19 protein-coding genes are annotated in these 21,731 nt (G+C 58.4%); 10 read left to right on the top strand and 9 right to left on the bottom strand.

Annotation, left to right across the window (positions count from 1 at the left end; all coding sequences use genetic code 11):
* Window positions 1–21 precede the first annotated feature (21 nt).
* Window positions 22–936, top strand: a complete 915-nt coding sequence (gene mak, locus AS136_RS15530; RefSeq protein ID WP_023339643.1) for a fructokinase — start codon at window positions 22–24, stop codon at window positions 934–936.
* Window positions 937–1,142: 206 nt separating this feature from the next.
* Here mak and sbcC read toward each other — a convergent pair whose 3' ends face one another.
* Together sbcC and sbcD are read right to left on the bottom strand one after the other, a co-directional pair.
* Window positions 1,143–4,280 (bottom strand): exonuclease subunit SbcC, encoded by a 3,138-nt coding sequence (sbcC, locus tag AS136_RS15525; RefSeq protein ID WP_023322132.1) that lies wholly within the window; start codon window positions 4,278–4,280, stop codon window positions 1,143–1,145.
* Window positions 4,277–5,482, bottom strand: coding sequence for an exonuclease subunit SbcD (sbcD, locus tag AS136_RS15520; protein ID WP_023322133.1), 1,206 nt, complete (start codon window positions 5,480–5,482; stop codon window positions 4,277–4,279). The genes sbcC and sbcD overlap by 4 nt, the downstream gene beginning before the upstream one ends.
* Window positions 5,483–5,664: 182 nt before the next feature.
* Between sbcD and phoB the strand changes: the two genes are divergently transcribed.
* Both phoB and phoR read left to right on the top strand, forming a co-directional pair.
* Entirely contained in the window at window positions 5,665–6,354 is a 690-nt protein-coding gene (gene phoB / locus AS136_RS15515) for a phosphate response regulator transcription factor PhoB (protein ID WP_002890343.1), read from the top strand.
* Window positions 6,355–6,375: 21 nt separating this feature from the next.
* Entirely contained in the window at window positions 6,376–7,671 is a 1,296-nt protein-coding gene (gene phoR / locus AS136_RS15510; RefSeq protein ID WP_012968845.1) for a phosphate regulon sensor histidine kinase PhoR, read from the top strand.
* Between the two features lie 80 nt (window positions 7,672–7,751).
* On the opposite strand, the gene AS136_RS28485 is transcribed toward phoR, so the two are convergent.
* Window positions 7,752–8,093, bottom strand: a complete 342-nt coding sequence (locus tag AS136_RS28485; protein ID WP_158239531.1) for a hypothetical protein — start codon at window positions 8,091–8,093, stop codon at window positions 7,752–7,754.
* Between AS136_RS28485 and brnQ the strand changes: the two genes are divergently transcribed.
* From brnQ to malZ, 3 genes are all read left to right on the top strand, one after another.
* A complete protein-coding gene (brnQ, locus tag AS136_RS15505; RefSeq protein ID WP_012542710.1) occupies window positions 8,085–9,404 on the top strand; it encodes a branched-chain amino acid transporter carrier protein BrnQ in 1,320 nt (439 codons plus the stop codon). The two genes, AS136_RS28485 and brnQ, sit on opposite strands and share 9 nt — an antisense overlap.
* An 86-nt stretch (window positions 9,405–9,490) precedes the next feature.
* Window positions 9,491–10,864 carry a proline-specific permease ProY gene (proY, locus tag AS136_RS15500; RefSeq protein ID WP_023322134.1) on the top strand — a complete coding sequence of 458 codons (1,374 nt, stop codon included), beginning with the start codon at window positions 9,491–9,493 and terminating at the stop codon, window positions 10,862–10,864.
* Window positions 10,865–11,014: 150 nt separating this feature from the next.
* A complete protein-coding gene (gene malZ / locus AS136_RS15495; RefSeq protein ID WP_023322135.1) occupies window positions 11,015–12,832 on the top strand; it encodes a maltodextrin glucosidase in 1,818 nt (605 codons plus the stop codon).
* Here the strand turns inward: malZ and AS136_RS15490 are convergent.
* Window positions 12,829–13,731, bottom strand: a complete 903-nt coding sequence (locus tag AS136_RS15490; RefSeq protein WP_012968843.1) for a LysR substrate-binding domain-containing protein — start codon at window positions 13,729–13,731, stop codon at window positions 12,829–12,831. The two genes, malZ and AS136_RS15490, sit on opposite strands and share 4 nt — an antisense overlap.
* Window positions 13,732–13,999: 268 nt before the next feature.
* On the opposite strand from AS136_RS15490, the gene AS136_RS15485 reads away from it, so the two are divergent.
* The 3 genes from AS136_RS15485 (at window position 14,000) to AS136_RS15475 (ending at window position 17,265) form a co-directional block, all read left to right on the top strand.
* A complete protein-coding gene (locus AS136_RS15485) occupies window positions 14,000–14,641 on the top strand; it encodes a hydrolase (protein WP_002890357.1) in 642 nt (213 codons plus the stop codon).
* A 185-nt stretch (window positions 14,642–14,826) separates the two neighbouring features.
* Window positions 14,827–15,372: an antibiotic biosynthesis monooxygenase gene (locus tag AS136_RS15480; protein WP_008805362.1), complete on the top strand. Its 546-nt coding sequence runs from the start codon at window positions 14,827–14,829 to the stop codon at window positions 15,370–15,372.
* A gap of 24 nt (window positions 15,373–15,396) precedes the next feature.
* Entirely contained in the window at window positions 15,397–17,265 is a 1,869-nt protein-coding gene (locus AS136_RS15475) for an amidohydrolase (protein WP_023322136.1), read from the top strand.
* 59 nt (window positions 17,266–17,324) lie between these two features.
* Here AS136_RS15475 and fba read toward each other — a convergent pair whose 3' ends face one another.
* The 5 genes from fba to AS136_RS15450 all read right to left on the bottom strand — a co-directional run bounded on the left by fba (window position 17,325) and on the right by AS136_RS15450 (window position 21,391).
* A complete protein-coding gene (gene fba, locus AS136_RS15470) occupies window positions 17,325–18,179 on the bottom strand; it encodes a class II fructose-1,6-bisphosphate aldolase (protein ID WP_162822760.1) in 855 nt (284 codons plus the stop codon).
* Between the two features lie 35 nt (window positions 18,180–18,214).
* Entirely contained in the window at window positions 18,215–19,177 is a 963-nt protein-coding gene (locus tag AS136_RS15465; RefSeq protein ID WP_008805365.1) for a carbohydrate kinase family protein, read from the bottom strand.
* A gap of 65 nt (window positions 19,178–19,242) precedes the next feature.
* Entirely contained in the window at window positions 19,243–20,634 is a 1,392-nt protein-coding gene (locus tag AS136_RS15460) for a PTS ascorbate transporter subunit IIC (RefSeq protein ID WP_012542705.1), read from the bottom strand.
* A 20-nt stretch (window positions 20,635–20,654) separates the two neighbouring features.
* A complete protein-coding gene (locus AS136_RS15455; RefSeq protein WP_012542704.1) occupies window positions 20,655–20,942 on the bottom strand; it encodes a PTS sugar transporter subunit IIB in 288 nt (95 codons plus the stop codon).
* Window positions 20,943–20,947: 5 nt separating this feature from the next.
* The gene (locus AS136_RS15450) at window positions 20,948–21,391 is read right to left on the bottom strand and encodes a PTS sugar transporter subunit IIA (protein ID WP_012542703.1); all 444 of its coding nucleotides are present in this window, start codon (window positions 21,389–21,391) and stop codon (window positions 20,948–20,950) included.
* Window positions 21,392–21,446: 55 nt separating this feature from the next.
* Here AS136_RS15450 and AS136_RS28715 point away from each other — a divergent pair, with 55 nt between their 5' ends.
* Window positions 21,447–21,593 carry a hypothetical protein gene (locus AS136_RS28715; RefSeq protein WP_012542702.1) on the top strand — a complete coding sequence of 49 codons (147 nt, stop codon included), beginning with the start codon at window positions 21,447–21,449 and terminating at the stop codon, window positions 21,591–21,593.
* Window positions 21,594–21,731: the final 138 nt, after the last annotated feature.

The following is a 21,731-nucleotide window of genomic DNA, read 5'->3' as shown; positions in this document are numbered from 1 at the left end:
AATCGGGGTGAGGAGCTGAGCGTGCGTATTGGTATTGATTTAGGTGGAACAAAAACCGAAGTGATAGCCCTGAGCGACCAGGGAGAGCAGCTGTTTCGCCACCGGTTACCCACGCCGCGTGAGGACTACCGGCAAACCATCGAGACTATCGCCACCCTGGTAGCGATGGCCGAGCAGGCGACCGGGCAGCAGGGTACCGTGGGGATGGGCATTCCTGGCACAATTTCGCCCTATACCGGGGTGGTGAAAAACGCCAACTCGACCTGGCTCAACGGCCAGCCCTTTGATAAGGATCTCAGCCTGCGCCTTGAGCGTGAAGTCCGGCTGGCCAACGACGCCAACTGTCTGGCGGTGTCGGAGGCGGTGGACGGCGCGGCGGCGGGGGCGCAAACGGTGTTTGCGGTGATTATCGGCACCGGCTGCGGCGCCGGGGTGGCGCTCAACGGGCGGGCGCATATCGGCGGCAACGGTAACGCCGGCGAGTGGGGGCATAACCCGCTGCCGTGGATGAACGACGATGAGCTGCGCTATCGCGCCGAAGTGCCCTGCTACTGCGGTAAACAGGGATGTATCGAAACCTTTATCTCCGGCACCGGCTTTGCCACCGACTACCAGCGGCTGAGCGGCAAGGGGTTAACCGGCAGCGAGATTATGCGTCTGGTGGGCGAAGGTGACGAAAAGGCCGAACTGGCGCTGAGCCGCTATGAACAGCGGCTGGCGAAATCGCTGGCCCACGTGGTGAATATCCTCGACCCGGACGTTATCGTGCTGGGCGGCGGGATGAGCAACGTCGAGCGTCTGTATCAAACGGTACCGGACCTGGTGAAGCAGTGGGTCTTCGGCGGCGAGTGTGAAACGCCGATCCGCAAAGCGTTGCACGGTGACTCCAGCGGAGTACGCGGCGCGGCCTGGCTGTGGCCGCTCCAGGGGACCTGAACCGCTCCCCCTCACCCCGGCCCTCTCCCCGCAGGGAGAGGGAGAAAAGCGGTACGGTGCGGGTGGTTGAGGCAGTGGCCGGGAACCCCTCACCCTGCAGGGAGAGGGGAATCGCAATAGCGTGCGAAATTACAGACCGGCGCCGGACGGTTCCCTCTCCCTCCGGGAGAGGGTTAGGGTGAGGGGACATCGCAATAATTCAGACCTCACTCCACCGCAAACACTCTGTCCAGCCGACTGTAGCCCAGGCCATTTATCTTCTTCACTTTGATCTGCACCGGAATACGTTCCTTCATTGCCTCCACGTGGCTGATCACCCCGATAATTTTGCCGCTGGCGTTAAGGGCATCCAGGGCGTCCAGCGCCGTATCCAGCGTTTCGCTGTCGAGGGTGCCAAAGCCTTCATCGAGAAACAGGGAGTCAATCCGTGTCTTATGGCTCACCAGGTCTGACAGCGCCAGGGCCAGCGCCAGGCTGACGAGAAAACTTTCGCCGCCGGAGAGGGTGCGGGTGTCGCGCACGGCGTCGGCCTGCCAGGTATCGACCACCTCCAGCTCCAGCGCCTCGCTGGCCTTGCGTTGCAGCAGATAGCGGCCATGCAGGCGGTTGAGCTGCTGGTTTGCCAGCCAGACCAGATTATCGAGGGTCAGCCCCTGGGCGAATTTGCGGAACCGGTCGCCGGTGCTGGAGCCGATCAGCGAATTCAGATAGCCCCAGTCGTCCGCCAGCTGCGCCGCCTCTGCAATCTGCTGCCCCAGCGCCTGCTGCTGCTGGCGGCTTTCATTATCCTGCCTGAGCTGCTGGCGGATCTCACCCTGACGGGTCGTGTTGTCCCGCAGCCGCTGGGCCAGGGCGTGCAGCTGCGTTTGCAGGGTGGGGCCGTCCGCGTCTGATCCTTGCGGCCGCAGCGCCAGATGCGCCTGTTGCTGCTGAGTCGCCTGCTCGCAGAGCACCGTCGCTTGCTGAAGCTGCTGCTCAAGCGACTGTTTTAACTGCGTCAGCCGCTGGGCGGTCTCGTCATCCAGCAGCGCGGCGAGGAACGCCTCCCGATCGTTGAAGCGGCTGGCGGCCAGGGCAGTCGTGAATTGCGTCTGTGACTGATGCACGCGCGCCGTTTCTTCGGTCTCCAGCTGCTGTTGAGCGCCAAGCTGGCTGTGCAGCGACAGGCATTCCTCGTGGATTTCACGCCAGTTGTCCGGGATCACCGGCTCAGCCTCCACGTCATCCTCATCGCCGGGCGGCAGCGTATCGAGCAGCGGTTTCAGGGCGGCGATCTGCTCCTGGAGCACGCCATGCTGCGTCTGTTGCGCCTGCCACCGGGCAAATTCGCTTTCGCGAGCGTGCAGCCAGGCGGCTTCTGCGCCTTCTTCCGGCAGGCTGAGCGACAGCGTCTGCAGGGCGTTCTCCAGCCCCTGGCGCGTGGTCTCCAGCTGCTGGTGAGCCTGGCGCTCCAGCGCTTGCTGGTCGTTGAGCTGGCTCTGTAACATCAGACGCTGGCTGAGCTGATAGAGCTGCTGCTCGTAGCGCTCCTGCTCCTGCATCCAGTCGTTTATCTCTTGCGCAATATCCCGCGTGACCTGCAGCGAGGCGCAGGTTTCCTGCCACGCTTTAGTGAGCGCTTGCTCTTCCTCTGTGAGCCGCCGGGCCGCTTCGGTCTCACGCTGGAGCTGCTGCGTCAGGGCGTTGACCTGCCCGAGGACCAGCAGACCTTCTTCTTTCAGCGCGGCGACCTCTTTTTCCAGCGCATCGCGGCGGCGCTGATTATCCGTGACCGTTAGCGAGGCGTATTGCTCAATCGCCGGATGTTCACAGGAGCCGCAAAGCGGGCAGGGCTTCCCCGCCTCAAGCCGGGTGCGGTAACCTTCCAGATCTTTAATCGTTTCTTCCCGCTGGCAGAGCGCCTTCAGGTCGAGATAGTGCTGGTTTTTGTCTTTATATTGCTCCCGACGTTGCGTCAGGGTGGCATTGAGTTTTGCCTGCTCCGTTTGCGCCTGCTGGATGTTCTCGGCGCTCTGCCGCAGGCGTTTGTGCAACTGCTGATGCTGTTCATGCAGGGAGAGCAGCCGCTGGCGCAGCGGCCGCGATTGCGTTTGCTGCGCCATCGCCGCCGCGACTTCCTCTGCGGACAATGACAGGGAGCTGGCCGGCAGAGCGCTTAGTTTCTGGCGCAGCGCGGCCAGGCGGGTGGTCTGAGCCGTTAACTGCTGTTTATCGCGCGTCAGTTGCGAGAATTGTGCCCGCCAGCCGGCAATCTCCTGGCCCCATAAGCGGAATCGGTCATGGGCCGCCAGCCACTGCGCCAGGTCCGTCAGTTCAGCCTGACGCTGCTGCTGAGCGTGCAGGGCGCTGCGGCGGATGCGCGCGCGCTGCGCGGTGCAGGCAAGTAAGCGAGCATTTACTTCGTTGATCCGTTGCCGGGTTTGCGCCAGACCTGCCACCTGTTCCTGCTGACGCTCCCACAGGGGGCGCAGCTGGGCGGCCGGCTGGGCCAGCTCAAGCTTCGCCAGCGCCGGGGCGGCGTCGGTCAGCGCCTGGCGGGCCTGCTGTTGCCGGCTAACCGCCTGCTGGTGCTGCTGCGCCAGCTCGTCGCAGCGCGTCAGCCACTGAAGCTGCTGTTGCTGGTTTTGCTGCTGCGTTAGCAGGGTTTTTTCTTCGTCAGTGAGTACCTGCAAACTTTCCTGCAGCGCCTGCTGCTGCGCTTCCGTCAGCAGAACGATGCCCGCCGCCTGGGCTTCGAACTTCTCCAGCGCGTGGCGAGCAGCTTTGTGCTGTTCGTAGACCATGGCCGAAATCTGGCCGTAGATTTCCGTGCCGGTCAGCTCCTCCAGCAGCTCCGCGCGATCGCTCGGCTTCGCGTTCAGGAAGGCGGCAAATTGTCCCTGGGAAAGCAGCATCGAGCGGGTGAAACGGCCATAGTCGAGCCCGGTGAGCGTCGCGGTTTGCTCCAGTTTGTCCGAGACCTTATCGGCGAGGATTTTGCCGTCGGCGCAGCGTGCCAGCTCGACGCGGGGCGCCTGCAGATTGCCATCCGGTTGGTTGCGTGCCCGGTTCTGGCTCCAGAAAGCGCGGTAGGCGGTGCCTTTGACTTCAAACTCGACCTCCGCCAGACATTCGGCGGTATCGCGGGTCATCAGGTCATTTTGCGACTGGGAAACTTTATTCAGGCGCGGCGTCTCGTGATAAAGCGCCAGGCAAATGGCATCGAGCAGGGTGGTTTTGCCGGCGCCGGTGGCGCCGGTAATGGCGAACAGGCCGTTGCTGACGAACGGCTCGGCGGTAAAGTCTATCTTCCATTCACCCTTCAGGGAGTTGAGGTTTTTCAGACGCAGACTGAGGATTTTCATGCGTTTTCGTCCTCCGCGGTGAGCGTATGCAGCGTATGGGTGAACAGCTCGTGCAGCCGGGCGCGCTTGTCATCGTCAACCTCGGTCAGCGCCAGCCGGCGCTCGAACACCTCTTCCACCTTCAGTTCGCTGAGGGTCTCCCGCTGGGCGTTGAGCAATATTTTCTCGCGCTGCTCGCGGCTGCGGCGTACCAGCAACACTTCCACCGGCAGATCCTCCGTCAGCGCCTGAATATGACGCTGAATATCGTGCAGGTAGTCCTCGGTGGTGATTTCGATATCCAGCCACACCGGCGGGTCCTGCTCGACGCCGCGCCACTGCTCCAGCTGGGCGGTGATGGCGGCCAGATCGCCTTTGATCACTGCCAGCGGCTGGGTCACGGGCACCTCCAGGGTTTCCACGGCGCTGAGGCGCCCGTCGTTAAAACTCACCAGGTGCACCGATTTGGCTTTGCCGGTTTCATCGAAGCTCAGCGGCAGCGGCGAGCCGCTGTAGCGGATGTGCTCGCAGCCACCGACCACCTGCGCCCGATGAATATGGCCCAGCGCAATGTAGTCGGCAGGCGGGAAGTGTTGCGCCGGAAAGGCATCCAGCGTGCCGATGTAAATGTCGCGGACGGCATCGCTTTTGCTGGCGCCGACGGTGGTCAGGTGGCCGCTGGCAATGATGGGCAGCGGCCGATCGCCGCGCAGCGCGCAGGCCTGCTGATACTGCTCCTGATAATAGTCGCTGATGGCCTGCAGTAGCTGTTGCTGTTTTTCCCGACCGGAGTGGCCGGCCTGACTGGTAACCAGCTCGCGGGGGCGTAAAAACGGCACCGGGCAAAAGATGGCGCCAGGGGTGCCGTCGCGCAACGGCAGCTCAATGGGCGCGTAGCCGGCGTTCGCCACCACGGTGGTGTGCAAAAAGGCGAGAATATCGCGGGACTCATTGAGCATCGCCACTGAATCGTGATTGCCCGCCAGCACCACCAGGCGACAGCCGGTCTGCTGCAACTGGACGACAAAACGGTTATACAGCTCGCGGGCATAGCTCGGCGGCGAGCCGGTATCAAAAATATCGCCAGCCACGATAATGGCGTCGACTTCATGCTCCTGCGCGCGGGCCAGCAGCCAGGTAAGAAAAGCGTCGTGTTCTGCCGCGCGGCTTTTGCTGTAAAAATTCTGGCCCAAATGCCAGTCGGAGGTGTGAAGGAGGCGCATAAATCTTCCCTAGCGAAAAAAGCATGGGCGGCAGTATATCATTTGTCGGCGCGGGGTAAGTCCGCGTCATGCTTCAAATTACCCGATCATCAGACCGTCATTTTTTTCATAAATCTGTCACAAAAGTGACGCATAATGACGCCGCACTTCTATACTGATGGCTAAAAAACACAGGGTAAATAATGGCGAGAAGAATTCTGGTCGTTGAAGATGAAGCTCCAATCCGCGAAATGGTCTGCTTTGTTCTGGAGCAAAATGGCTTTCAGCCCGTCGAGGCGGAAGATTATGACAGCGCGGTGAATCAACTCAATGAACCCTGGCCTGATTTGATTCTCCTTGACTGGATGCTGCCGGGTGGTTCGGGGCTGCAGTTTATTAAGTTGCTCAAGCGCGAGGCGATGACGCGGGATATCCCGGTTGTGATGCTGACCGCGCGTGGAGAAGAAGAGGATCGTGTTCGCGGCCTGGAGACCGGCGCGGACGACTATATTACCAAGCCTTTCTCACCGAAAGAGCTGGTGGCGCGGATCAAAGCGGTGATGCGCCGTATTTCGCCGATGGCGGTGGAAGAGGTGATCGAAATGCAGGGTCTGAGCCTCGACCCTTCGTCGCATCGGGTGATGACCGGCGACAGTCCGCTGGACATGGGGCCGACGGAATTTAAATTATTGCACTTCTTTATGACCCATCCTGAGCGAGTGTACAGCCGCGAGCAGTTGCTGAACCACGTCTGGGGAACCAACGTCTATGTGGAAGACCGCACGGTGGACGTCCATATTCGCCGCCTGCGCAAAGCGCTGGAACACAGTGGCCATGATCGTATGGTGCAAACGGTTCGCGGCACGGGGTATCGTTTCTCCGCCCGTTTCTGAATTTTGACAGGAGTGTGACCCGTGCTGGAACGGCTGTCATGGAAAAGGCTGGCGCTGGAGCTCTTTTTAGCGTGTATTCCGGCCCTGATTCTGGGGGCGTTTGTGGGTCATCTGCCGTGGTTTTTACTGGCGGCAGTGACCGGTTTGCTGATCTGGCATTTCTGGAATTTGATGCGCCTGTCGTGGTGGTTGTGGGTGGATCGGAGCATGACTCCTCCGCCTGGACGCGGCAGCTGGGAGCCGCTGCTGTATGGTCTGCATCAGATGCAGATGCGTAATAAAAAGCGTCGACGCGAGCTGGGAAGCCTGATTAAACGCTTTCGCAGCGGGGCGGAATCGCTGCCGGATGCGGTTGTACTGACCACGGAAGAGGGGGCCATTTTCTGGTGTAATGGCCTGGCGCAGCAGATTTTAAACCTGCGCTGGCCGGACGACAGTGGCCAAAATATTCTCAACCTCCTGCGTTATCCCGAGTTCGCCAACTATCTGAAACAGCGTGATTTTTCTAAGCCACTCAACCTGGTGCTGAATAACGCTCGCCATCTGGAAATTCGCGTGATGCCTTACACCGACAAGCAGTGGCTGATGGTGGCGCGCGACGTGACGCAGATGCATCAGCTGGAAGGGGCGCGGCGGAACTTTTTCGCCAACGTCAGCCATGAACTGCGCACCCCGCTGACGGTGCTGCAGGGCTATCTGGAGATGATGCAGGAGCAGGTACTGGAGGGGGCGACGCGGGAAAAAGCCCTGCACACCATGCGAGAGCAAACTCAGCGTATGGAAGGGCTGGTGAAGCAGTTGCTGACGCTGTCGCGCATTGAAGCCGCGCCGGCGCTGGCGATGAATGACCGCATCGACGTGCCGATGATGCTGCGGGTGGTGGAGCGCGAGGCGCAAACTCTCAGCCAGGAGAAACAGACGCTGATCTTCACCGTTGACGAGCAGCTCAAGGTGCTGGGTAATGAGGAGCAACTGCGCAGCGCCATTTCCAATCTGGTCTATAACGCGGTGAACCACACCCCGCCGGGGACCGAAATTCGCGTCAGCTGGCAGCGGACCCCGCAGGGGGCGCTGTTCAGCGTCGAGGATAATGGGCCAGGCATTGCGCCAGAGCATATTCCCCGTTTGACCGAGCGTTTTTATCGGGTGGATAAAGCTCGCTCCCGGCAAACGGGGGGCAGCGGCCTGGGACTGGCGATCGTCAAACATGCGGTCAACCATCATGACAGCCGGCTGGAGATCGACAGCACGGTGGGCAAGGGAACCCGTTTTAGCTTCCTGCTCCCGGAACGATTAATTGCCAGAAACGACGCCTGATCGGCGTGCTGTCAGCTTATCTTGCCAATGACCAGCCCCGGCTGGTCATTTTCGTTGGCATCCCTTTTTTCCTCGCCTATTTAATGAACGTGTGCTGCTTTTTTGTTCGCATGATAAGCCACGGGTTTTCCATCAATATGGTAAATGATTCTGGTGTGGAACTGATAACCAGCATAATCATCTGCTTTTGCGATCGTGCCTTGCTTTAAAACGTTATAAGCGTTTAAATTGCGCCTGCGCAGTCGATGACAGACTGCTTTTGCGTGGTAATACCAAAAACAATTCTTTCCCACGCCGCTTCGGGAGCATATCTCGCTGAGTTTACCGGCAATGGCCGCTGTATCGTCCCTGAGAGGGGAGCGCGGTATTTTTCCATTTTTTACAACACCACATCCACAGGCAGTAATGAATTTATGACCCATCAGTTAAAATCTCGCGACATCATAGCGTTGGGCTTTATGACCTTCGCGTTGTTTGTTGGCGCAGGCAACATAATTTTCCCTCCGATGGTTGGCTTACAGGCGGGCGAGCACGTCTGGACAGCGGCGATCGGCTTCCTGATCACTGCGGTGGGTCTGCCGGTGCTGACGGTGGTGGCGCTGGCGAAAGTCGGCGGCGGCGTTGAAAGCCTGAGCACCCCGATTGGTAAAGTTGCGGGTATCCTGCTGGCGGTGGTGTGTTATCTCGCGGTGGGACCGCTGTTCGCGACCCCGCGCACCGCGACCGTCTCCTTTGAGGTCGGTATTGCGCCGCTGACCGGCGACGGCCCGCTGCCGCTGCTGATCTACAGCGTTATCTATTTCGCGCTGGTGATTCTGGTCTCCCTCTATCCGGGCAAACTGCTGGACACCGTGGGTAACTTCCTTGCGCCGCTGAAAATTATCGCCCTGATTGTGCTGGCGGTCGCGGCCATCATCTGGCCAGCGGGCCCGATCAGCGACGCGCTGGAAGCGTATCGTACGGCGCCATTCTCCAATGGCTTCGTCAACGGCTACCTGACCATGGATACCCTCGGCGCGATGGTGTTCGGGATCGTGATTGTCAATGCGGCACGCTCCCGCGGCGTCAGCGAAGCGCGTCTGTTGACCCGCTACACCGTCTGGGCTGGCCTGATGGCAGGCGTTGGCCTGACGCTGCTGTACCTGGCGTTGTTCCGTCTGGGTTCTGACAGCGCCACTCTAGTGGACCAGTCCGCCAACGGCGCGGCCATTCTGCACTCCTACGTGCAGCACACCTTCGGCGGGGCGGGCAGCTTCCTGCTGGCGGCGCTGATCTTCATCGCTTGTCTGGTGACGGCGGTGGGCCTGACCTGCGCCTGCGCCGAGTTCTTTGCCCAGTATCTGCCGTTCTCCTATCGCACGCTGGTCTTTATCCTTGGCCTGTTCTCGATGGCGGTCTCCAATCTGGGGCTGAGCCATCTGATTCAGGTGTCAATTCCGGTGCTGACCGCTATCTATCCGCCGTGTATTGCACTGGTTGTATTAAGCTTTACCCGCAGTTGGTGGCATAATTCGTCCCGCGTTATCGCGCCGGCCATGTTTATCAGTCTGATGTTTGGTATCATTGACGGGATTAAGTCATCGGCGTTTGCCGCGATTCTGCCGGCCTGGACCGCGCGTCTGCCGCTGGCGGAGCAGGGCTTGGCCTGGCTGATGCCCACCGCCGTGATGGTGTTCCTCGCGGTGATCTGGGATCGTGCAGCCGGACGTCAGGTGGCCTCCAGCGCCCATTAACAGGCGTTAAGGAAAAGCGTTTAACCACGGGACTTCGGGTTCCGTGGTTTTTTATTTTTTGTGTTAAACGGCATTGAAAAACCACGATGGAAAGTAGTAACAAGCTTAAGCGCGGGCTAAGCACCCGGCATATCCGCTTTATGGCCCTGGGTTCCGCCATCGGCACCGGGCTTTTTTACGGCTCAGCCGACGCCATTAAAATGGCCGGACCCAGCGTGCTGTTGGCCTACATTATCGGTGGCGTCGCGGCATATATCATTATGCGGGCGCTCGGTGAGATGTCGGTGCATAACCCTGCCGCCAGCTCATTTTCCCGCTATGCCCAGGAAAACCTCGGCGGACTGGCGGGCTATATCACCGGCTGGACCTACTGCTTCGAAATCCTGATCGTCGCCATCGCCGACGTCACCGCCTTCGGTATCTACATGGGCGTCTGGTTCCCGACGGTGCCGCACTGGATCTGGGTGCTCAGCGTGGTACTGATCATCTGCGCCGTCAACCTGATGAGCGTCAAGGTGTTTGGTGAGCTGGAGTTCTGGTTCTCGTTCTTCAAAGTGGCCACCATTATCATCATGATCCTCGCCGGGTTCGGCATTATTATCTGGGGGATCGGCAACGGCGGCCAGCCGACCGGCATTCATAACCTGTGGAGCAACGGCGGCTTCTTCAGCAACGGCTGGCTGGGGATGGTGATGTCGCTGCAGATGGTGATGTTCGCCTACGGCGGCATCGAAATCATCGGTATTACCGCCGGTGAGGCGAAAGACCCGGAGAAATCCATTCCGCGCGCGATCAACTCGGTGCCGATGCGTATTCTGGTGTTCTACGTCGGCACACTGTTCGTCATTATGTCCATCTATCCGTGGAATCAGGTGGGAACCGACGGCAGCCCCTTTGTCCTGACCTTCCAGCATCTGGGCATTACCTTCGCGGCCAGTATTCTTAACTTCGTGGTCCTGACAGCCTCCCTGTCGGCGATTAACTCCGACGTGTTCGGCGTGGGCCGTATGCTGCACGGTATGGCTGAGCAGGGCAGCGCGCCGAAGGTGTTCGCTAAAACGTCGCGCCGCGGTATTCCGTGGGTGACGGTGATGGTGATGACTATTGCGCTATTGTTTGCGGTGTATCTCAATTACATCATGCCGGAAAACGTCTTCCTGGTGATCGCCTCCCTGGCCACCTTCGCCACGGTGTGGGTGTGGATTATGATCCTGTTGTCCCAGATTGCCTTCCGCCGCCGTCTGTCGCCCGAAGAGGTCAAGGCGCTGAAATTCAAAGTGCCCGGCGGAGTGGTGACCACGGTAGTCGGCCTGGTGTTCCTGGCCTTTATTATCGCCCTGATCGGCTATCATCCGGAGACCCGTATCTCGCTGTATGTCGGTATGGCGTGGATCGGCCTGCTGCTGCTGGGCTGGGTCTTTAAGACCCGTCGCGATCGCCGCCTGGCGCAGGCACAGTAAATGCACCGCCCCGGTCAGCATCACGCGACCGGGGCGGCTTGCAGTCCCGCGTCCTCCCCCGTTATCCTCCCCCAAAAAATCCTGTGATGATGAGTTCTGCGCCTGACGGCTATGGCAAGGTGTGCCCATTCTGCACAATGAGGATTCACGATGTTGAAGGCATGGCACCTTCCGGTTGCACCCTTTATCAAGGTGCAACAGGACCGACTGTTTATTACCCTGTGGTTAAGCGGTGAGTCGCTGCCGCAGCGGATCACGCTGCGCGCGGAAGAGGATAACGAAGAGCTGTCGCTGCCGATGCAGCGGCTCCGTCAGGCGCCGCAGCCAGGCGTGGTGGCATGGCGCGGTGAAATCTCTCTCGCCAGCGGCCAGCCGCGCCGCCGCTACAGCTTTAAGCTGCTGTGGGCCGACCATCAGCGCTGGTTTACGCCACAAGGTTTCACCCGTTTCCCGCCGGCCAGGCTGGAACAGTTTGCCATTGACCTGCCGGACGCCGGCCCGCAGTGGGTGGCCGATCAGGTGTTCTATCAGATTTTCCCCGATCGCTTTGCCCGCAGCGCCGCGCGTGACGCCGACCGGGATGCGGTCTATTACCATCACGCGGCGGGACGGGAGATTGTGCGCAAGGCATGGGACGAACCGCTAACCGGTGAGGCGGGCGGGTCGACGTTCTACGGCGGCGATCTCGACGGCATCAGCGAAAAACTTCCCTACCTGAAGCAACTCGGCGTCACCGCCCTCTATCTGAACCCGGTTTTCGCCGCCCCCAGCGTGCATAAATACGATACCGAGGATTATCGGCGCGTCGATCCGCAGTTTGGCGGCGACGCGGCGCTGCTCCGGCTGCGCCACAACACCCAGCGGGCGGGGATGCGCATGATCCTCGACGGGGTGTTCAACCATACCGGCGATTCCCATCCCTGGTTCGACCGACACCAGCAGGGCAGCGGCGGCGCCGGCCATTACCCGGATTCTCCGTGGCGCGACTGGTTTACCTTCTCAGAGGAGGGGCAGGCGCACAACTGGCTGGGCTATGCCAGTCTGCCGAAGCTCGACTATCGCTCGACCAGCCTGGTCAACGAGATCTATGCCGGCGAGGACAGTATCGTACGCCACTGGCTGAAAGCGCCGTGGAGCATGGACGGCTGGCGTCTGGACGTGGTGCATATGCTGGGCGAAGGCGGCGGGGCGCGGAATAACCTGCAGCATATCGCCGGCATCACTCAGGCGGCGAAGCAAACGCAGCCGGAAGCCTTTGTCTTTGGCGAACATTTTGGCGATGCGCGACAATGGCTGCAGGCGGATGCCGAAGATGCGGCGATGAACTATCGCGGCTTTACCTTCCCAATCTGGGGTTTCCTTGCCAATACTGATATTTCCTACGATCCGCAAAAGATAGACGCCCAGACCTGTATGGCGTGGATGGATAATTATCGCGCCGGGCTGTCGCATCAGCAGCAGCTGCGGATGTTCAACCAGCTCGACAGCCATGATACGGCGCGCTTTAAATCTCTCCTTGGTAAAGACGTAGCGCGCCTGCCGCTGGCGGTGGTGTGGCTGTTTAGCTGGCCGGGCGTACCGTGTATCTACTACGGCGACGAGGTGGGCGTGGATGGCAACAACGATCCGTTCTGCCGCAAACCGTTCCCGTGGGATCCGGCGCTGCAGGATACCCAACTGCTGGCGCTGTATCAGCGGATGGCGAAACTGCGTAAGGCCCAGCAGGCGCTGCGCTACGGCGGCTGTCAGGTGATTTACGCCGAGGATAACGTGGTGGTGTTTGTCCGGGTCTACAAACAGCAGCGCGTGCTGGTGGCGATTAACCGCGGGGAAGCCTGCGAGGTGGTTATCGAGGATTCGCCGCTGCTGAACGTGGCCGGGTGGACGCTGCTGGAAGGCGCCGGCGCCTTTCAGGACGGGGTGCTGACCCTTCCGGCCATCTCCGCCAGCGTCTGGTCCGGCCGTTAACGGTAGAGCTGGCTCAGCAGGTCGCCGCGGAGGAGCGCCTCCCGCCACCAGCGCTGAGCCAGCCCGTCATTCCCGCTGCGCCAGGCCATGTAGGTGATATCTTTTTCCCGCCAGCAGGCGACGCTTTTCTCCACCAGACTGCCTTTTTCCAGCCATGGGCGAGCGATATGGCGCGGCAGAAAGCCGCAGCCCAACCCGGCGCACAGCAGTTCGACTTTACTGGCGAAATCATCGACGCCGATTTGCGGCTGCTCGTCGAGGAGATTGCTGTTTAGCGGATGGCAATAACGGGCGCTGTCGCGGATCACGATGGCCCGATGTTGGCTGAGCTGTTTATTGGTCAGTGGCTCCTTCGCCTGAGCCAGCGGGTGGGCGGGGGCAACCACGAAAATGTTATCCAGCGCGCCGAGGGTTTGCCATGACCACTCTGCAGAGGTCGGGGGCTCATTGATGGCGCCGAGGATAATATCCGCGCCATGGTGGGTCAGCTCTTCCCACGAACCGGCGAGGGTGTGATGACTGAAGTTCAGGCGCGTCTGCGGATTTTGCGCATAAAACTCGGCGATCAGCGGCAGCAGGGCAGAAAAGGGAAACGAAGCATCGAGAGCGATCGCCAGCTCTCGCTCCCAGCCCGCGCTCAGCTGCTGCGCCTGCTTTTCCAGATCTCTGGCGGCGCTCAACAGCTGCCGTCCCTTCTCCAGCATCAGCCGGCCGGTATCGGTAAACTTCGCCCGGTGGCCAGAGCGATCCAACAGCACAATATCCAGATCGCTCTCCAGCTTCTGGATCATATAGCTCAGGGCGGCGGGGGTTTTATACAGCGACTCCGCGGCGGTGGCGAAGGACCCGTGTCTGTCCAGGGCATCAAGGATCATAAGTACATCAAAATTCACACGCATGGGGGAGCTATCCATTAATTTATTTTCCCTTGTTGTACCTAAGCACAATAATCAATGCCAGTGAATAAATCAGAACAGTTTGGCGTAAAAATTTGATTAATGCGGATGCGAGCAAATCCTTGCTACGGGCAAAAAAATAAACCACAAAAAAACTTTAATAACTTGTTAGAAATAACTGGCTATACTCACCATGCTTTATCAGTCAGGATCCACACGACGCATTAACCATCATGTCATCTTTTTAACTAATTGATTAAGAAGGTATTTAATGTCTATTCGTGAACTGCTCGATCCCACTAATTCCGCACTTATCTTTATTGACCACCAGCCGCAGATGTCATTTGGCGTGGCGAATATCGATCGCCAGACCCTGAAAAATAACACCGTGGCGCTGGCGAAAGCGGGCAAAATTTTTAATGTGCCGGTGATTTATACCTCCGTAGAGACCAAAAGCTTCAGCGGTTATATCTGGCCGGAATTATTGGCCGTGCATCCTGACGTCAAGCCGATTGAACGTACCTCAATGAACTCCTGGGAAGACGACGCGTTTGTGGCGGCGGTGAAAGCGACCGGCCGTAAAAAGCTGGTGATTTCCGCCCTGTGGACCGAAGTCTGCCTGACCTTCCCGGCGTTGATGGCGCTGGAGGCGGGCTACGAGGTCTATGTGGTGACGGATACCTCCGGCGGCACCTCTGTCGACGCCCATGAGCGGTCTATTGATCGGATGGTGCAGGCGGGGGCGGTGCCGGTGACCTGGCAACAGGTGCTGCTGGAGTACCAGCGCGACTGGTCGCGCAAAGCGACCTACGATGCGGTGATGGACCTCGTACGCGAACACAGCGGCGCCTACGGGATGGGCGTGGATTACGCTTATACCATGGTGCATGGCGCGCCGGAGCGTAAAGCGTAAATCACTTCATCCTTCAGGCTGCCTGATCTTCGGCTGCGTTTACCCGTCCCCGGTCGCTGACTTATCTCCGCTCAGGGGGACGTGCCGGCTTGCCGCCTCGACGTAGCATGAATGATGTTGTGTATGGTCATCTGTGGCTAATGGCGGGAACAATCCCGCCATTCCCCTGAAGCAAGGAACTCTCTATGGCGCAGCAAAAATCGGTGACCCTGGTCATCAGCCATCTGCTCGATCCGCAACACGGCCAGCGCTACGAGGAGTGGCTCGGTAAAATTATGCCCATTGCGGCCGAGTTTCCCGGCCATCTCGGCGCGAATGTGATCCGGCCCGCCGCAGGGCAGAATCTGTGGAGCGTCATAATCCGCTTCGATACCCTGGAGCACCTCTACGCCTGGACGCAGTCGGAAACCCGTCGGCAGCTGGTGGCAGAGATTGCGCCGCTGCTGACGGAAGGCGATCGGACGGAGGTGCGGACCGAGCCGGCCTTCTGGTTTACCCCGCCGACGGCGAACGTGCGCCAGCCGCGGCGCTGGAAACAATTTCTGATCACCCTGCTGGTGATTTTTCCCAGCACCAACCTGGTGCCTGCGGTCACCGGTATGCTGTTGCCGTCGCTCAAAGGGAGCCTGCTGCTGCACCTGATCAATGATGCCTGCGTGGTTGCGCTGGTGGTCTGGTTCTGGATGCCCATCGTGACCCGCCTGTTTGCTGGCTGGTTAAAGAAAAACTGAGTCAGCCTCCTCAAGGAGTGCGTTATGTCGCAAACTGCCACACTGATTCTGACCCACGGTCAGATTCATACCCTCGATCGCGCGAATCCCCTGGCGGAAGCCGTGGCCATCGCCGACGGAAAAATTGTTGCTACCGGAAGCCACGATCGGATCATGAGCTTTGCCGCCGAGGGGACGCAAATCGTCGATCTCAAAGGGCATACGGTGATCCCGGGCCTCAACGATTCTCACCTGCACCTGATCCGCGGCGGGTTGAACTACAACCTTGAGCTCCGCTGGGAGGGCGTTCCCTCGCTGGCCGATGCCCTGCGAATGCTTAAGGATCAGGCGGATCGCACACCCTCTCCGCAGTGGGTGCGGGTGGTCGGCGGCTGGAGCGAATTTCAGTTCGCTGAGCGGCGGATGCCGACCCTGGAAGAGCTGAACGACGCGGCGCCCGATACGCCGGTGTTTGTGCTGCATCTCTACGATCGCGCGCTGCTGAACCGCGCGGCGCTGAAAGCCGTGGGTTATACCAAAGAGACGCCGGATCCGGTGGGCGGAGAGATCGTCCGCGATAGCCGCGGCAACCCGACCGGGATGCTGATCGCCAAACCGAACGCCATGATCCTTTACGCCACGCTGGCCAAAGGGCCGAAGCTGCCGCTGGATCTGCAGGTGAACTCTACCCGTCAGTTTATGCGCGAGCTGAACCGACTGGGGCTGACCAGCGCCATCGACGCCGGGGGCGGCTTCCAGAACTATCCGGAAGATTACGAAATTATCGAACAGCTGCACGCGAAAGATCAGATGACCGTGCGCATCGCCTACAACCTGTTTACCCAGCGGCCGAAGCAGGAGCTGGAGGATTTCGAACGCTGGACCGATATGCTGAAGCCGGGGCAGGGGACCGACTTCTATCGCGCCAACGGCGCCGGCGAGATGCTGGTGTTCTCGGCGGCGGATTTTGAAGATTTCCTGCAGCCGCGGCCGGATCTGCCGCAAGGCATGGAGGATGAGCTGGAGCGGGTGGTGCGCCATCTGGTGGAACATCGCTGGCCATTCCGCCTGCATGCCACCTACGACGAGTCCATCAGCCGGATGCTGGACGTGTTTGAGAAGGTGAACCGCGATATCCCGTTTAATGGCCTACACTGGTTCTTCGATCATGCCGAGACCATTACCGAGCGTAACATTGAGCGGGTGAAGGCGCTGGGGGGCGGTATTGCGGTGCAGCATCGGATGGCCTTCCAGGGCGAATATTTTGTCGATCGCTACGGTAAAGAGGCGGTGAAACATACCCCGCCGGTAGCGAAAATGCTGGAACTGGACGTGCCGGTGGGGCTGGGTACCGATGCCACCCGCGTCGCCAGCTATAACCCGTGGACTGCGCTGTACTGGCTGGTCTCCGGGCGCACCGTTGGTGGGATGGCGATGTATGACGACGACAACCGCCTGCCGCGCGATGTCGCGCTGGAGCTGTGGACGGCGGGCAGCGCCTGGTTCTCCAGCGAGCAGGGCAAGAAAGGCCGTCTGGCCGCCGGTCAGCTTGCCGATCTGGTGGTGCTGTCGAAAGACTACTTCGGCGTCGCGGAGGAGGAGATCAAAGGCATTGAGTCCGTGTTAACGGTGGTTGATGGCAAAGTGGTGTACGCTGCCGGTCACTTTTCGCCGCTGGCGCCGCCGCCCATTCCGGTGCTACCGGAGTGGTCACCGGTGGTGAAGGTCCCGGGCCATTACCGTTCCGCTCCGCCGGCGGCGGCTAAAATCGGCGCCATGGTGCAGATGCACCAGTGCTGCGGCAGCTGCGGCGTTCACGGCCACCAACATGATATTGCGCGCAGGTCGTCGATTCCGGTCTCCGATGAGCAAGCTTTCTGGGGCGTGCTGGGCTGCTCCTGCTTTGCCTTCTGATACCTTGACGCCTCCGCCCCGGCAGCTTCGGGGCGGAGGTTTCAGCCGCAGGCCTGGCGTCAATAGCGCTGCTGTGAGCCAAAAAGCGCCATGCGGCGGGCAATCATCTCACGTACCGGCTGCAGTCCCTGGGTGATGACTTTCCGCGGATCGTTCACATCGTGCCCGGTATCGGCGGCAAAGATCGCTTTCACCTGCTGGCACCAGGCGTACATGTTTTCGGTATTGACGTTAATCTTGGCGGTGCCGCAGGCAATCGCCCGGCGCATATCCTCATCGGCAATACCGGTGCCGCCATGCAGCACCAGCGGGACCTTCACGCGCTCGGCAATGGCTTTCATCTCAGTAAATCCCAGCCGGGCTTTACCTTTATACAGACCATGGGTGGAACCCAGCGCGGCGGCGAGGCAATCCACCTGCGTTTCTGTCACCAGGGTGTAGCACTCTTCAGGATCGGCGTAAATGACCTCGGAGTTAACGATACCATCTTCACTGCCGGCGATGGTCCCCAGTTCGGCTTCCACGGAGATGCCCTTGCTGTGCGCCAGCGCCACCAGGTGGCGGGTGATGGTCAGGTTTTCGCTGAACGGCAGATGTGAACCATCAAACATAATGGAACTGAAGCCGGCAGCGATCGCGGCTTCGCAGGCCTCCTGGGTAGTGCCGTGATCCAGATGCAGAGCCACCGGAATATCAATATGTAAATAATCTATGGCATTAACCACAATATCATGAATACATTTTAGCCCGAGCATATGCTTAACCGTGCCGCCGGACACGCCCAAAATAACCGGTGAGCGGCACTGCTGGGCGGTGCTTAATACGGCGCCGACCCATTCCAGATTATTAATGTTGAACTGACCGACGGCGTAACCGTTCTTTAGGGCATGCTGAAGCATGTCCTTCATCGACACTAACATATTCACCTCTTGATATGTATTAAACGCAGTTATTCTTCAAAATATTGCTTTAAATTTCTCTCGTAGCTATTTAGCGAGTGGTGGACGACCGCCAGATCTGGCATCGATTCCCGTACCCCTTTTTTCTCAATAGAAATAGCGGCGGTCAGGCTGGCAAATAAAATAATATTATCTATATGCCACGAATAATGGACGCCATAGGTAAAGGCACCGTGAAAAACATCCCCGGCGCCGGTGGTATCAACGGCATTGCACAGCCAGGACGGGACGATCTGCAGCATACCGCTCTTTAAGAAGGCGCAGCCTTTTTCGCCAAGGGTGATAAATGCCTCGCCGCGGCAAATTTTATTCAGTTCAATCAGGGCCGCTTTAATGTCTGCTTCGGTGCTCAGTGAACGATAGCTCATATAATCGCGGGCAAAATGTTCGCTTACGACAAAATAGTCAGTCCAGGCCGCCAGTTTAATATTGCTGGCACGCAGTGAACCCCCGTCCATCACGACTTTGGCGTGGGGCAGTTTCTTAATTAAATATTCACTGATTTCTGCCTCATGGCCGTCAATTAAAATGGTGACCGGCTCCTCGCTGGCAATCAGCCGCTCGGCGAGGTCGTCCAGTTTGAGCTTTTGATCGTAGGTCAGGGAAGGTGGCGTTTGCATCTTGCGGGTAATAATCGTCCGCGAACCCGTTAAGCGATTGACCAGCACCGAGGCCAGCGGAGTGATCATGTCATCGGAAAAAACCACCTGGCTGGTATCCACGCCCGCCTCGGCAAACTCATCGATAATGCGCTGGCCGTAAAGGTCCTGATGCAGATGACCAATGTAATAGACTTCCTCACCCCATAATCCCAGCAGCCATGCCGCATTGGCCGCTGGGCCGCCGCCGCTTTCTATAAAATCATGACAAAAGTTTTTGGTATTCTCCTGAGGCCATTCATTGAGAAAGAAAAACTGATCGAAACAAGCAAATCCAATGGACAAAATAGCCATAACCACTCCTGATTATTGGTCAGCGGCGGGAAGCCTGACCTCCCCGCCGGGAAAAATGACGTCGCTTATTCATTTTTCTGCTTCGCCGTGAGCTCCTCATAGCTGAGCGTATCGCCAACCACCCGTACGTGACGGAAACAGAAAGGCGCCAGCAGCGCGACGAGCAGCACCAGACAAATCAGGTAGATAGTGACCTGGCCAAACTGGGTGAAGGCGTTACCGATAATGATGCCCCATACCGCGAAGTCGAAATCGGCGAAGGTGCTGTTTTCAAACCCGAGGTTGCCGAGCGCCGGCAGCAGCATCGCCGGCAGGAAGGCGAGGAAGATCCCCCCGATAAAGGAGGCGATGATACATCCGCGCTTGCCGCCCAGCTTGTCGGCGAAGACGCCGGACGTGCCGCCGCAGAAGAAGTGCGGCACCATGCCGGGAATAATCAGCGCCATGCCCAGCCCGCCGAGCAAGAGCATCCCGACCAGCCCGCCCACGAAGGAGCTGATGAATCCCACCACCACGGCGGTGGGGCTAAAGGTGAAGAATACCGCGCAGTCAACGGCCGGGATGGAGTCCGGGATCAGCTTCTGGCTGATGCCCTGGAATGCCGGCACCAGATCGCCGAGGATCAGCCGCACACCGTTGTACACAATGGCCACGCCAACGGCGAACTGCAGGCCGGTCAGCACCGAGAAGATCAGCATGTTTTGGTCGGTGATGGTGCTCAGGTATGCCGACCCGGCGACAGCGCTGCAGACAAAGTAGATAACAAACATCACGATACCGGTGGTGACGGTGGTATCGCGCAGAAAGCCCCACTTTTCTGAAATTTCGGTATCCGCGAAGGAATTTGCCGGATTGCCGGTCCGGCTGGCGATCCATGCCGAGAGGTAGTAGCCGAGGGAGCCGAAATGACCCATGGCGATCCCACCGTCTTCCGTGACCTGCTTGGTGTAACGCTGACCAATCGCGGGGGAGATGGCCGACCATGACCCCAGCAGGAATCCGCCGATCAGGATCAACATCCAGCCATGGAACTCCGCCGCCTGCAGGACAGCGGAAAACAGGCAGGCGAGGAAGAACGAGTGATGGCCGGTCAGAAAGATATATTTATACTTGGTACAGCGGGCGATAATCAGGTTGAAAATAAAGCCTAACAGCAAAATACTCATGGTTTCCACGCCCAGCATCTTCTGGGCGACGGAGACAATGGCTTCATTGTTTGGAATAACGCCGCGGATATTAAACCCGGCCTCGATAATACCGCCCAGCGGGTTGAGATTGGCAACGATAACGCCTGCGCCAGCGCTCAACATTAAATAGCCTAGAATCGGTTTTAATGTGCCGGTAAGGAGTTTGTTACCGGGGGAGCGCAGCGCCACTAAACCGACAAAAGCAATCAGCCCCATTAAAAAAGCAGGTTGACTGAATATTTCCGCTAAGAAACTAAGAATAGCCTGCATGGTCGTTCCCTCTATGTTAATTAAGAGTGATTCGCCGCAATTTTGGTCAGCGCGTCGGTAATATCCTCGGCGATTTTCGCTTTATGGACATAGCTGCGAATGATGGCGACATGACAGTGGGTTGGAAATTGATTTGCCAGTTCTTTGATCGTGATGTAAAGATCGGCTTTTTCGCCGACGGCGTTAGCAAAATCGACCGAGGCGACGTCTGCTTTGATACCTAATTCTTCACAGATCTTTTTGACATTATTCGCAGCCATCAATGAACTGCCAATACCGTTACCACAAACCGTTCTGATAACTAACATAATGACTACTCCATTTGTTTTTGGATGAAATGTAAGACTGAATTCACGTCATTTTCCTGCTGAAGGAAGGTCACAATATCTGACTCGATCAGCGAGGCTATCAGTTGGATCATTTTGATATGACTGTCAGCGTCCGCGCCGGCGATAGCGATGATCACGGTAACCGGATCGAACTCATCGTGGCCGAAGGAGATTGGCGTGGCGGTGGTGACAAGCGAAAATCCGGTTTGCAATGCCCCTTTTTCCGGCCGGGCGTGCGGCATGGCAATCCCGTCGTCTATGACGATAGCAGCGCCGAAATCTTCATATACCGTCAGCATCTCGTTGACATATTCGGCGCTGCAAATCTGGCGTCTGGCGAGTAATGAACCCGCCAGTTCGATGGCCTCTTCCGCACGGGAAATATTCTGCTTAAGGGCGATTAACGACGGGTCAAAAATAATTTCCATCCTCAGCTCCTGAACGTATTCCTGTTCCTGAGTAAAATCATGACTAAATACATTGATGAAAATGATGGATGAGATCACATCCGGGGTTTTAAATATTGATGGGGATCACATCGACGGCAAAGTACCGGCAGAAAACGATATAAATAATTTATGTATTTTTCAGTGGGTTATGAAGGCTTTGTATTTTGACGCTGAAATTTGACAGAGAAAAAGTGAGAGGTAGGGCGAATTTTTTCGGCAGAAGTGTATCTCTGGTCACAAATATCGGCGGGTCATTTTCTTAAATTTTGACACTGCTAACAAAAAAGGCCCGCCTGAGCGAGCCTTTTATTAAAACGCC

Origin of the sequence: Klebsiella sp. D5A (assembly GCF_001620885.1) — a bacterium.
Taxonomy (GTDB): Bacteria; Pseudomonadota; Gammaproteobacteria; order Enterobacterales; family Enterobacteriaceae; genus Klebsiella; species Klebsiella variicola.
This window is presented reverse-complemented; position numbering and strand designations above follow the sequence as displayed.

Bases quoted from the DNA above. Each gene is read 5' to 3' on its own strand.
- AS136_RS28485 (WP_158239531.1), bottom strand. From the start codon at position 8,093: ATGGGTCATAAATTCATTACTGCCTGTGGATGTGGTGTTGTAAAAAAT.
- AS136_RS15480 (WP_008805362.1), top strand. From the start codon at position 14,827: ATGGCGCAGCAAAAATCGGTGACCCTGGTCATCAGCCATCTGCTCGAT.
- sbcC (WP_023322132.1), bottom strand. From the start codon at position 4,280: ATGAAAATCCTCAGTCTGCGTCTGAAAAACCTCAACTCCCTGAAGGGT.
- malZ (WP_023322135.1), top strand. From the start codon at position 11,015: ATGTTGAAGGCATGGCACCTTCCGGTTGCACCCTTTATCAAGGTGCAA.
- AS136_RS15450 (WP_012542703.1), bottom strand. From the start codon at position 21,391: ATGGAAATTATTTTTGACCCGTCGTTAATCGCCCTTAAGCAGAATATT.
- AS136_RS28715 (WP_012542702.1), top strand. From the start codon at position 21,447: ATGAAAATGATGGATGAGATCACATCCGGGGTTTTAAATATTGATGGG.
- AS136_RS15465 (WP_008805365.1), bottom strand. From the start codon at position 19,177: ATGGCTATTTTGTCCATTGGATTTGCTTGTTTCGATCAGTTTTTCTTT.
- phoB (WP_002890343.1), top strand. From the start codon at position 5,665: ATGGCGAGAAGAATTCTGGTCGTTGAAGATGAAGCTCCAATCCGCGAA.
- AS136_RS15460 (WP_012542705.1), bottom strand. From the start codon at position 20,634: ATGCAGGCTATTCTTAGTTTCTTAGCGGAAATATTCAGTCAACCTGCT.
- sbcD (WP_023322133.1), bottom strand. From the start codon at position 5,482: ATGCGCCTCCTTCACACCTCCGACTGGCATTTGGGCCAGAATTTTTAC.
- AS136_RS15485 (WP_002890357.1), top strand. From the start codon at position 14,000: ATGTCTATTCGTGAACTGCTCGATCCCACTAATTCCGCACTTATCTTT.
- proY (WP_023322134.1), top strand. From the start codon at position 9,491: ATGGAAAGTAGTAACAAGCTTAAGCGCGGGCTAAGCACCCGGCATATC.
- brnQ (WP_012542710.1), top strand. From the start codon at position 8,085: ATGACCCATCAGTTAAAATCTCGCGACATCATAGCGTTGGGCTTTATG.
- AS136_RS15455 (WP_012542704.1), bottom strand. From the start codon at position 20,942: ATGTTAGTTATCAGAACGGTTTGTGGTAACGGTATTGGCAGTTCATTG.
- AS136_RS15490 (WP_012968843.1), bottom strand. From the start codon at position 13,731: ATGCGTGTGAATTTTGATGTACTTATGATCCTTGATGCCCTGGACAGA.
- AS136_RS15475 (WP_023322136.1), top strand. From the start codon at position 15,397: ATGTCGCAAACTGCCACACTGATTCTGACCCACGGTCAGATTCATACC.